We start from the raw sequence: 11,397 nt of genomic DNA, 5'->3' as shown, positions 1-11,397 counted from the left end.
TCCACGGGTCTGCCGCCATATTTCGGTCAAACCGTCGTCACGCGATAGCTAACACGCCGCAATGCGGCGCGTCAAAGCTGGGACGCTCAAAGCTCTTATAAATGGTCTTTTTGACTGCGGCTGTCCTGGAAAGGAGCCATTGGCGCTACCGCAGCGAATTGGCATCTAGTCCGCATACCGGTCATTTGCCACCGCCGTTTTGATGGTCTGGAATAGAGAGCAAGCCTCAACCCGCAGCGAAAAAGCATTGCTGCCTGCTAGAGCACACCCTCCGGGAGTTGTGCCTTTTGGCTCCAGCGTTTGGGAGACTGGCCATACATGCGTTTGAACTCCCGGCTGAATTGCGAGGAACTGACGTAACCGACTTCCCAGGCCGCTTCGCTCACATTCATCCCGCCTGCGATCTTCATCGCAGCGTGGTTCAATCGCATGGATTTTGCGAATTGGATCGGTGACAGTGTGGTCGCTTGTTTGAACTTGCGATGGAACACGGCCCGGCTCATGCCCGCTTGCGCCGCCATGTCGTCGATGGTGACCGGTTCATTCAAGTGCGCTGACAGGAACTGGATAGTTCGGGCAATCTCGTTGCCGATGCCAAAGGCACGGCGCGCGGAGACGCTGGCATCTCCCTTCAAGACAGCATAGTAGACCTCTCGCAGCCGGCACTCTCCAAGGACTGCCGTAGCTGTGGGGTCATCACCAAGTTGCACGAGCCTGTGCAAGGCGTCGGTAAAGGAAGCATCCCACCGCGCCAATGTCAGACCTGCCTGGGGCGTGTCACTTGCAGATCTGCGGAGTGGCGCAGCACTTTCCAGCTCGATAGACAGCTCGGTCATTGCGCGCGTATCGAGGGAAATTATGACACCGAGGAGCGGGTTGTCCGGACCGGCAGTTGGCGTGCCCGCCTCGACCGGCATCGACATGGGGCAACAAAGATACCGGTCACGATCGTAGACATAGTGCTGACCATCAAGAATGGCCTCCTTGGTCCCGCTCACGATGGCGACAACAGTCGGTTCATAAACCGCAGGCGCACAGGCCACCGGTTCGGTGACGCGAAAGAGCTGCACACCCCGGACCCCGGTCTCAGCCATTCCGGCAACCGGCAATCGGCGGTCGATAATTTGCCTGATCAGATCTTTGCTCATGCCTTCAACCTGCCTCGAGAGGCCTAGACTTACAATACGGTTGATACAATCAGGCAAAAAATTGCGATCAATTCGCCTGTTTCAGCTCATACAAGAGAGTTATCTCTTATTTCAAGTTGGTGGAAACACTTCTCGAAATGCCCTGCCATCGCAGGAAGAAATGCGAGTTGAAAATGAGATTTGGACCAAGAGGATGGACGCCGGAACGTCTCGGCTCCCTGAAAGGAAAAACCTACGTCATTACAGGGGCAAACGGGGGTGCAGGTTTCGAGGCGGCGCGGATACTAATCTCCAAAGGCGCACGTGTGGTGATGATGAACCGCAGCGCTGAGAAGTCAGCCGTCGCGATCGAAAGTTTGAAACAAGAGTTCGGGCCGCAAACCGACGTCAGTTTTGTTCGTATGGACCTTGCTGTACTGGCAAGCGTTCGGGACGCTGCAGCAGAGCTTCTGGAAACCGTCCCCCAAATAGATGCCCTCATTTGCAACGCCGCCATCGCGCAGATCGCCACGCAGCAACTCACCGTGGACGGCTTCGAAAGCCAGCTCGGCGTGAACCACTACGGCCATTTCCTTCTGTGTGGACTGCTCTTTGAACGTATCGAGGAAACGTCAGGACGGATCGTTGTCGTCGGAAGCAATGGCTACAAGATGGGCGACAAACGCATTCGTTTCGAGGATCTGAACTTTGACAACAACTATTCGGCATGGAACGCCTACGCTCAAAGCAAGCTGGCGCAAATGGTTTTTGCCTATGAACTTCAACGCAGGGTGCAGAAAGCCGGCAAGACCGTTCAGGTCCACGTTTGTCACCCGGGTGCATCAAGGACCGGTTTGATCCGGGACACGGCCGACCTGAAGACCCGCATTCTTGCCACTCTGCTGCTGGCATTTGCGCAATCTGCCGCGCGAGGCTCCTGGCCCGAAGTCATGTGCGCCACGGAGAAAGGTCTGGAAGCCGAAAAATATTACGGCCCGACCAGGTTTGAAATGGTCGGACCTGTCGGCGAGTGCGCCCTGGAGGCATTCGCTCTGGAACCGGACCAGGCTGCCAAGCTTTGGACGCTCTCCGAGCAGAAGACCGCTTTGAGCTGGACGCCTTAGGCAGCTGGACGCTCTGGTCCCTGCGACAAACAATCTGCCGCTTAAGCCAAAGCTTTCTTGGTCACCACGGTCATTGTGGAATGTAGACGAACCTTCCGCGTTCGCATCAAAAGTGTATTCCAGTTTGTTTTCTGCCAGGAATTTTTGCAGCAGACCTCAGATTGCGACCATCAGTGCGGCCAGAACGCCGAACCAATAGTGCATCAGGATCACGCCAGCGAGGTTCTTCTGATAGAGATAGACATAGCCGAAAATGATGCTGGCAAAGAAGGTTATGACGACAGCATCAACGCCGAAAGTCAGGTGAAGCGAAGCAAATATCGTACTGGTCAGCAGGACTGCCCTGTGGCCCTTGGTATCGGCCAGGAACTTCTGGAAGAGCCCCTGCATCAGGCCCCTTGATCCGATTTCCTGAAACACGGTGTGAAACAGGTATTGCGTCAGAAAAAGCAGATCGACCTTGACGCCGCCTGCCGTTGGCGCTTCTGCCTGCTTGAAGAAGATCAGGTATATTCCGATAGGGATCGACAGAACCAGGCAGATACCGAACGACTGCGCAAGTGATTTTGCCAATCCCTCCCGGCGCAACCCGAGTTGAGCCGGCGGTATCTTCATGGCCTTGATGATGATCAGGCAGGGAATCGCGAACAGCAGGATCGTTTGCCAGGAGAATCCGGGATCATAGACATCCTTCACGTAACGCTCGGCGACGAGATAGAAGAGCGAAGTCGAGATCAAAAACAGCGCAATGGTGAAAACTAGGAAATAACCGAACTGGTTCTGCAGGGTCTTGGCTGCGAGTTGTTCTCGCAGCGCGGACAGCATTTCGTCACTCAAGCTACGTGCCCGTTTTACGACGACACCAGCCAGCGCGCCCTTCAACTCTCCCGTGACCATCGCGCCGTCAGGCAAGGCTCTTAAGGCATCGACTGGTATCTTGATGAGTTGGCAAGGCGTTTCCGCAACAACCGAGGCAGATCTGGGCGCCCCGTCCAGGAAGGCCAGTTCACCGACGCATTCACCGGTCCTGATGATGTTCAGTTTGATGTCTCCACCACCCGGGTCTCGCCTGACGGCGCGCGCCTCCCCCTCAATCAGCAGATAAAGATCAGAGGTCTCCTCGCCCTCCCGCACAATGAACTGATGCTCAGGAACATCGATTGCCTTCGAGACCGAACAGATGCTCTCAAGTATGGAGTCGTTCAGATGCGCAAAAGCATCGTGTTTCCTGAAGTGTTCGATCATTTCCATGAAATGGCGGTCGGCTGCGTTTACGGGTGAAAACAGATCATTTTGAACCGGATCGTTAGCATCAAGATGTTCATAAAATGCTACTTGTCCTTTGAGTGGGAAGACTATTCCACGCCGATGTGCAAGGCTTTCGCTCAAACTTGCCACAAGACCAATACAAGCCAGAAGTGCGACAATCGGAGACAGCATGAAAGCGGGCCGCAAGAGCCGAATTCTGATCGTCAATGCTTACTTCGACCCGTGGAGATCGGCAACGCCGACACGCCTGTTCGTGCCACGGGCGATGGCGCCCTACTACCTTGCGGGTTACTTCAACCCCGCTCTCGCCGAGGTTCGCGTGTGGGACGAAGTGTATCACGGCGCACTTCTCGAACGGCGTCAGTTCGAATGGCCGGATATGGTGGTCTTCACAGGCCTGACGGCAGCCTTCGACAGAGCGCGGCAACTATTGGCTTATTGCAGGCATTTCAATCCGAGCGTGGTCGGCGTGATTGGCGGCCCGATTGCGCGAGCACTTCCTGCAATCTGCGACGAGGTATTTGACTATACCTGCCAGGGAGATGTCGAAGAAGTTGCCTCTGTCATCGAAACCGTGCTTTCCAGAGATCATGTTTCAGACGCGGCCGCTCCCAGATTTGACCTGACATCGCCGAGCATGGGCATCGCCTATCTGGAAACAACAAAGAATTGCAATTTTGCCTGTTCCTTTTGCTCTCTTTCCGGAGAGGGTCGCGCATATACAGCTCATTCCGAGCACTCGATCGACAGTCAGCTTGATGCAATTGGCAAGGCTGTCTGTGTCATGGTCCTCGACAACAATTTCTATGGCAACAACCGTGGCAGCTTTGAGTGGCGGGTAAAGAAGATCGGCGAGAGATGGCGTCGGGGACAATTTCGAGGATGGGGTGCACTGGTTACCGGGGACTTTTTCAAACGCCCCGAAAATCTCAAGCTTTTGGCTGAAAATGGCTGCAAGGGCATATTTTCAGGTGTCGAGACTTTGGATCCGGCGCTTCTACGGACCTTCAACAAGAAGCAAAGCCTTTCCTCCGATCCGCTTACCTTGACCCAAGCCTGTGCGGAAAATGGTATCTTCTTCGACTACGGCATGATCATCGACTTTGCACAGCAGACTGTCGCCGAAGTCGACGACCAGTTGTCCGGCCTCCTGTCGGACCACCGGGTACCACTTCCCGGTCTTTTGTCGATGACCATCCCGATTGCAGGAACCCCATATTTCGACAAGGCTGCGCGCGAAGGCCGCTTGATGCCGAATGTCCTACTCAGTGATATGGACGGTCAAAAACTTGTCGAGTGGCCAAAAGAGCCCATTGAAAAAGTCGTGCCTTTTCTCAGGGACCTTTTGAAATTTCGAGGACGTAAAAAAGCTCTGACACGCCACACTTTCGGGCATGCCTGGCATTGGCGTAAGCACTTTGATCTTGAACAGACGATACTTGCTGCCGTCCGGCCATTACACCGCTTCGGCTGGAACGCAGGCATCGGCAGCCCACGCCAGATGTATCAATCCTTCAAAGAGCCTTCGCTGACCTACTGTGCCATGACAGATAAGCTCAGATCGGCTTACCGGCCTCAACATCGTCTTCCAAGTCGCTTCAAAAATGATTTTGAACCACTGAAGGTGACAGACGAAAACGGCGTGCTGACGGATCAATTCCAATCGGCCCGCATCGCGCCCTCTTCGCTCGCAGTTTGATATCAGAAACGCCAGCTCATGGAATATCAGGCAGCTCTCCCGGATCGGGCTGCCGAATGGACTTTTTCTGCGGTCTCTATATTCGCCAACAGCTGCTCGGTGCATTTCGACCAGCTCTGCTCAAGCGCGGCTCGTCGACAGTTCTCCCGCGGGACCTTGAGTGCATCGAGTGCGGCCTCTTTCAAATCGTCGGATAGAACCCCGACACCACTGTTTCCAATCACGTCAAGAGGCCCCATCACGGGATAGGCGGCAACGGGTGTGCCACATGCCAGGGCTTCCAGAAGAACGAGACCGAATGTGTCCGTCTTGGATGGAAAGACAAAGACATCCGCGCTCGCGTAGTGTCTTGCAAGGTCCTCACCATTCTTCGTGCCGGTGAATAAAACCTGCGGGTAGGCCTTCTTGAGGCTTGCCAACTGAGGGCCGTCGCCAACCACAACCTTTGAGCCGGGCAGCTCAAGGTCCAGAAATGCCTTGATATTCTTTTCGACTGCCACTCGTCCGATATTCAAGAAAATGGGCCGCGGCAACTCCGCCGGAAAAATCGAGCCGTCGTAGGGCTTGAACAGGTCCGTATCCACGCCGCGTGCCCAACGCATCAGGTTCTTGAATTTCCGCTTTCGCAGGCTGTCTTCCAGAAGCGATGTGGCGACCATGCAGCCTGACCCTGAATTGTGGAACCGGCGAAACCAGGCATAAAAGGGTGCGGTCGGCAACGGCAATCTGGCAGCTACATATTCAGGAAAACGTGTGTGATAGCTTGTCGTAAAAGGCAGTTTTTCGCGTTTGCATGCGCTTGCGGCCAGCAACCCAAGAGGCCCTTCCGTCGCGATATGCACATGATCGCAACCAACATCGTTCAGCATTTTTCGAACGCTGCCTCTTGTTGTCAGCGAAAGGCGAATTTCCGGATAGGTCGGGCATGGCACTGTTCGAAACCCCTGCGGGGTCATGAACTCGACGCGCACCCCGCGTCGTTCCAGTTCGCGTGCCGTGTATTCAAGTGTTCTGACAACACCATTGATTTGCGGATACCAAGCATCGGTTACAAAAAGCACGGATTTCATGCAGCAACATTCGTCTCTGTGTCTTTGGCTGCCCGGGCAAAGATCTGTTCAGCACCTTGCCACCGGATGACCTCGAGCGATCCATCCAAGTTTTCACCAATCGCAGTGCAGCTCTCTACCCAATCACCCGTGTTGAGATAGTGAATACCGTTCACCTCCCGGTCCGCTGCATGATGGATATGACCGCAAATGATGCCGTCGAGCTCTCTTTTGTCTATCTCGGCAAAAATAGTGTCTTCGAATTGGCCGATAAAATTGACGAATTGCTTCACATGCTGCTTCGCGAATGACCCAAGCGACCAATAGTTCAAGCCCAGCCGGTGCCTGATGATGTTCAGCCAAGTGTTGAGCGCCAAAGCGGTGGCATAAAAGCGATCTCCAAGAAATGCGAGCCACTTGGCGTTTTGCATGACAACATCGAACTGGTCGCCATGAATGACCAGGTATCGTCGCCCCTCAGCTGTCAGGTGCTCTACGCTGTCGGCAAACCGAATGCAGCCAAATCTGGTTCTGGTGTGCTTTCTCAGAAACTCATCATGATTTCCAGGAATGTAAGTGAGTTCAACACCGCGGCGACCGCGCTCCAGGATCTGGTTCATGACCTCTTGATGAGACGCAGGCCAGAAGCGCTTTTTCCGAAGACGCCAACCGTCGATAATATCACCGACCAGGTAGATCCTCTGGGCATCGTGGTGATTTAGAAAGTCGAGAAGCAACTCTGCCTGGCAACCGCGCGTGCCTAAATGAATATCGGATAGAAAAAGTGACCTGAGGTGTCTGACGTGACCATTGCCGGATTTGATCGTTTCGTGAATGACAAATGCTCCCGATTCTAAAGGACATCAGGATTATTTTCCCGAAACGAAAAGCATGCAACCCAGCAGCGAACATCTCGATCGAAGATTAATGGGTGTTTCCAAATACTGCCTTCATCGCGCGGCTAAAAACGGGACTTTCCCGATCAAAGAAAGGCCTTTAGCTGCAGCGCAAGCTGTTCCGTTTCGGTCAAGTCTTTCCCGCCCACAAGGATGTAGCGAAAGGATCCGTCGTGCCAGGCGGTTGTCGCCAGACCATGAAGGATTTCAGACGAGGCAACATCCGGACTGCCGGCCCCGGTGCCCGTCGTAATGCAAAGCGCAAACGGTCGTCCATCGTCGGCCTGATAGACAATCTGGATCAAGGGTTCTTCGTCAAGGCCAAGCACCTGAACGCGTGCCAGACTGAGCGAAGCAGGTGCATCAAGGCCTTGCCGCTCCAACGGGCGGCCGAGCGTATCGACAGCCGCATCGAGTTGTCGTTTGAGCGTTTCAGCAGACGCGGTGGTGAGCCGCACCGTTTCGGCGACATAAAGTGACTGGTATTGCGCAATGCGGCTTCTCCAGTCTTCAGGGGCCGGCCCGCCGAACCACATCACGCCACTTCCCAGAAGCACGCCCAATAAGAGCACAGCTGCCAACCTGGACCATTGCAACGAGCTTGCCTTCGCCTGGAGTGTAAAGGGAGCAGATCGCTTCAAGTCCAGTAGAACATGATCGCCAGGAACAGCCTTCATGGCATTTCGAACCGGTGTGGCGACAGGGTCCAGATCCATCACACGCGCCTCCAGATCCTGATCGATGCGCATGGTTTGCTCGATCTCGGCAGAACGTTTTTCATCTAGCCGGCCATCCAGAAAGGCCAGCAATTCCTGATCTGAATAGGTCATCGCTTCTCCTTCCTTTGATCAAAACTCGGCGTTTGCGTGAACTTTTTCAGGGCTTTGCGCGCGGCGTGCAAACGGCTCATGATCGTGCCGATCGGAACATCCAGGATCGTCGCGGCTTCCGAATAGGTGAATTCCTGTACAAAGACCAATTCCACCGCACTGCGCTGAGCGTCCGGCAGCGCCATCACCCGCTCGATGATTTCCTTGGCGAAAAGATTGTGTTCAACGCCCGGAGCAATATCAGGAATCAGATCCGCGTCGATCGTTGCAAAGACCTTGTCTTGCCGTGTCGCTCGACTGCGCAATTCATTCAGCCAGATCGAACGACAGATTTGCAAACACCAGCCTTCGAAACTTCCGGAAAATCGAAACTGATCTGCCTTTTCCACCGCACGCAAACAGGTCGACTGCGCAAGGTCGTTCGTCATGTCGACGTCACCGGTCAGACTCAATGCAAACCGCCAGATTGATGGCAGTGCATTTGGCAACAAGTCCCTGACTTCTTTTGGCTTCATCCGCTCTCCCAACACGCCGGCGGTTTGGAGACCGCCGGCAGGTCGGTGATCCCTACTCTACGGTAATCTTGATGACATCAGAATAGACCGGAGGATTGTGCGGAATGTGATTGAGGTCGCCAAGCACGAGTTGCAATGTATGTTCGCCCGGCGCGAGTTCCAGCACCGTTTCAGTCTGACCACCGCCATAGTGAATATGGTTCTCATCGGCTGGAATGTTGTAGACGAACTCGTCTTCGCCATCTTCACCCTGACCAATCGGTGCTCTGTTGATCAGCAGATGATGGTGACCGGTGTTGTCTTTTTCGATGCCGGCCGGCGCAATACCCATGCCCGACAATCCGAACACAACTTTGACAGGACCCTCTATCGTGGCGCCGTCTTCAATGTTTACAAAATAAACCTTCGCGTCCGGACTGGACGGGGTTTCTCCTGCAAGGGCTTGGGTGCAAGCCAGGCTCAAGGCAATGGCAGCGGATGCAAAAACAGTCTTCATGGCGCTTCTCCCTTTGAAAATTTACATCACGTAGACACACGACGATCGAAATTATTCATTGTGCTTCAGAAAAAAGTTTGAGGGCTTTACGATATCGTGAATCTGAGCAACCTGAATTGGACGGTCCGGTGCAATCAGTAAGCGCTCAGGCCGCCCGAGTGAAGCGACAGGAGCAAAGCCCTTTCGGGCCAGGTTTCCCGCCCGCCTCTGGCTCTTATCTCTTTCAGTTGCTGACGCGCGCCTTCAATGTCGCCGCGTTTTGCAAGTCCCATTCCATAGTAGGAGCGCGCAAGCAGATTGTTCGGGTCCGCAACAAGTGCAGCAGCATAGTATGACTTGGCGCTGTTCCAGTCTCCGGTCTTGCGGGCGATAAATCCCCGATATGTCAGCACCCTTGCGTCGGACTGATCGGTCATTGCATCCAGTGCTCTTTGAGCGCTCTCAAGTCTGCCTGCGTAAGCCAATTCACGCGCTGCCCTGAACCGATCGAGGTCGCTGAAGAGACTTGCTTTCATCTCGGCGCAGCTTTCAGACCCTTCGTCCCAGGCAGTCCCGTCAGGACATTTTGTTGAAGTCGGCGTCGGTTTCGGAGGCTTCTCTTCGTCTTCAGGCAAGACCGCAAATGCAGGATTTGCAATCGTGGTCAAGGCAATTGCGATGGCAGCAAGCTTCTTCATTTCATACTCCAGGCTTTATCGATATAACGCCTTGCAAGAACCCGGCAACAACGCCAGCCTTGTTTCCCTTGGCATCTCCTGGCCAAAAGCACAGGCCGACTTGTGTTCCTTGCGTCATTTTGCTGAATGGCTCAGATCATTCGATCTCTGCTCTCGGAATCGCTCTCACCTTGCCTATATGCTTGTTTCAGAGTTTCCGCCGTTTCTTGATCAACAGGCAATCATGACTGCAAAACCACCGCTTTTCCACTTTGACAACTCTTATGCCCGCGAACTTGAAGGGTTTTACGTAGCCTGGAAAGGAGCCCAGGTCCCCTCACCCAAGCTGGTTTTGTTCAATGACCGTCTGGCAACCGAACTCGGCCTCAGCCCCAACGAGCTCAAGGGCCCTACGGGTGCCGCGATATTTGCGGGAGCCGACAGTCCCGAAGGCGCAAGCCCGTTGGCTCAGGTTTATGCAGGCCATCAGTTTGGGGGCTTTTCTCCTCAACTTGGTGACGGCCGCGCACTGCTTCTGGGCGAACTGGTCGACCGAGAAGGCAGAAGACGGGACATGCAGTTGAAAGGCTCCGGCCCGACACCCTTCTCGCGCGGGGGGACGGCAAGGCGGTCATTGGCCCGGTATTGAGAGAATACATCATGGGCGAAGCAATGCACGCACTCGCCATTCCAACGACGCGCGCTCTTGCAGCCGTAACCACAGGCGAAACAATATTCCGCGATGGTCCCAAACCCGGCGCTGTTTTAACACGCGTTGCCGCCAGCCATTTGCGCGTCGGCACGTTTCAGTATTTTGCCGCAAGAGGCGAAACCGAAAAGGTTCGTCAGCTCGCAGACTATGCAATATCCCGACACGATCCGGATCTGAGGGATGCAGAGGACAAGTACCTGAAGCTTTTCCGGCGTGTCGTAGAACGGCAAGCCAGCCTGATCGCGCACTGGGTTCTGGTCGGATTCGTGCATGGGGTCATGAACACAGACAACACCACCATTTCCGGTGAGACCATCGACTACGGCCCATGCGCTTTTATCGATGCCTATGATCCCGCTGCGGTGTTCAGTTCCATTGACCACGGCGGCCGCTACGCCTTTGGAAGGCAACCAGTCATTGCCCAGTGGAACCTCGCCCGGCTGGCAGAGGCGATTCTGGCGCTGATTGAGCCCGATGACCTCGACAAGGCCGTCACGCTTGCAGCCGACGAACTCGCTCGCTTTCCGGACATCTACGGAAAATTATGGCTTTCAGGCATGCGGTCAAAGCTTGGGTTGGTAAAGGACGCGGAAGACGATCAGGACCTGATTGAAGAACTGCTAAGCCTGATGAAAGACCAATCCGTCGACTACACTGTGTTCTTCCGCCGGCTCGCCGAGACCGCCGAGGGGAAGGCAGATCCAGCGGCGGCACTTTTTGAAAACACCGGCGCGTTTGTCACATGGCACAACAAATGGCTGAGGCGATTACAGTTGGAGGACGCGCAAACTGCCGGCCTCAAGGACCGGATGAATGCGGTCAATCCTATCTATATTGCTCGCAACCACATGGTCGAAGCGGCTCTCTCGGCAGCCGAAAGCGGCAACTATGACCAGGTTGAGCTGTTGCTTGACCTTCTCTCAAGACCATTTGAGGAGCGTCCGGGATTTGAAGCCAATGCGTTGCCTGCACCTGAGGACTTTGGTCCTTACCAGACATTTTGCGGTACGTAGTCTCATGAGCG

Annotated in this window: 10 protein-coding genes and 1 pseudogene; 3 read left to right on the top strand and 8 right to left on the bottom strand. The window is 54.6% G+C overall.

Annotated elements, in window-relative coordinates; genetic code table 11:
• Positions 1–257: 257 nt before the first annotated feature.
• On the bottom strand, positions 258–1,148 hold the full coding sequence (locus tag ACZ1HV_RS00685) for an AraC family transcriptional regulator (RefSeq protein WP_472717011.1): 891 nt from the start codon (positions 1,146–1,148) through the stop codon (positions 258–260).
• Positions 1,149–1,321: 173 nt separating this feature from the next.
• On the opposite strand from ACZ1HV_RS00685, the gene ACZ1HV_RS00680 reads away from it, so the two are divergent.
• Positions 1,322–2,251, top strand: a complete 930-nt coding sequence (locus ACZ1HV_RS00680) for an SDR family oxidoreductase (protein WP_472717010.1) — start codon at positions 1,322–1,324, stop codon at positions 2,249–2,251.
• A gap of 156 nt (positions 2,252–2,407) precedes the next feature.
• On the opposite strand, the gene ACZ1HV_RS00675 is transcribed toward ACZ1HV_RS00680, so the two are convergent.
• Entirely contained in the window at positions 2,408–3,691 is a 1,284-nt protein-coding gene (locus tag ACZ1HV_RS00675) for a cyclic nucleotide-binding domain-containing protein (protein WP_472717009.1), read from the bottom strand.
• Here ACZ1HV_RS00675 and ACZ1HV_RS00670 point away from each other — a divergent pair.
• Positions 3,690–5,219 carry a B12-binding domain-containing radical SAM protein gene (locus tag ACZ1HV_RS00670; RefSeq protein ID WP_472717008.1) on the top strand — a complete coding sequence of 510 codons (1,530 nt, stop codon included), beginning with the start codon at positions 3,690–3,692 and terminating at the stop codon, positions 5,217–5,219. The genes ACZ1HV_RS00675 and ACZ1HV_RS00670 overlap by 2 nt on opposite strands.
• Before the next feature lie 26 nt (positions 5,220–5,245).
• On the opposite strand, the gene ACZ1HV_RS00665 is transcribed toward ACZ1HV_RS00670, so the two are convergent.
• The 6 genes from ACZ1HV_RS00665 to ACZ1HV_RS00640 all read right to left on the bottom strand — a co-directional run bounded on the left by ACZ1HV_RS00665 (position 5,246) and on the right by ACZ1HV_RS00640 (position 9,682).
• Positions 5,246–6,289, bottom strand: a complete 1,044-nt coding sequence (locus ACZ1HV_RS00665; protein WP_472717007.1) for a glycosyltransferase family 4 protein — start codon at positions 6,287–6,289, stop codon at positions 5,246–5,248.
• Positions 6,286–7,092, bottom strand: coding sequence for a UDP-2,3-diacylglucosamine diphosphatase (locus ACZ1HV_RS00660; protein ID WP_472718382.1), 807 nt, complete (start codon positions 7,090–7,092; stop codon positions 6,286–6,288). Before ACZ1HV_RS00660 ends, ACZ1HV_RS00665 begins: the two co-directional genes overlap by 4 nt.
• Positions 7,093–7,250: 158 nt before the next feature.
• Positions 7,251–7,994: a hypothetical protein gene (locus ACZ1HV_RS00655; protein WP_472717006.1), complete on the bottom strand. Its 744-nt coding sequence runs from the start codon at positions 7,992–7,994 to the stop codon at positions 7,251–7,253.
• Positions 7,991–8,509, bottom strand: coding sequence for an RNA polymerase sigma factor (locus ACZ1HV_RS00650; RefSeq protein ID WP_298820387.1), 519 nt, complete (start codon positions 8,507–8,509; stop codon positions 7,991–7,993). The genes ACZ1HV_RS00655 and ACZ1HV_RS00650 overlap by 4 nt, the downstream gene beginning before the upstream one ends.
• A gap of 52 nt (positions 8,510–8,561) precedes the next feature.
• Positions 8,562–9,005, bottom strand: a complete 444-nt coding sequence (locus ACZ1HV_RS00645; RefSeq protein WP_472717005.1) for a DUF4399 domain-containing protein — start codon at positions 9,003–9,005, stop codon at positions 8,562–8,564.
• 134 nt (positions 9,006–9,139) lie between these two features.
• Positions 9,140–9,682, bottom strand: a complete 543-nt coding sequence (locus tag ACZ1HV_RS00640) for a tetratricopeptide repeat protein (protein WP_298961809.1) — start codon at positions 9,680–9,682, stop codon at positions 9,140–9,142.
• A gap of 223 nt (positions 9,683–9,905) precedes the next feature.
• Here ACZ1HV_RS00640 and ACZ1HV_RS00635 point away from each other — a divergent pair.
• A pseudogene (locus ACZ1HV_RS00635) lies at positions 9,906–11,386 on the top strand (protein adenylyltransferase SelO).
• Positions 11,387–11,397 lie beyond the last annotated feature (11 nt).

The sequence above is a fragment of the Roseibium sp. JB4-4 genome (assembly GCF_055693425.1).
Note: the sequence above shows the minus strand (reverse complement) of the source record. Positions and strands in the feature narration are given on the sequence as shown.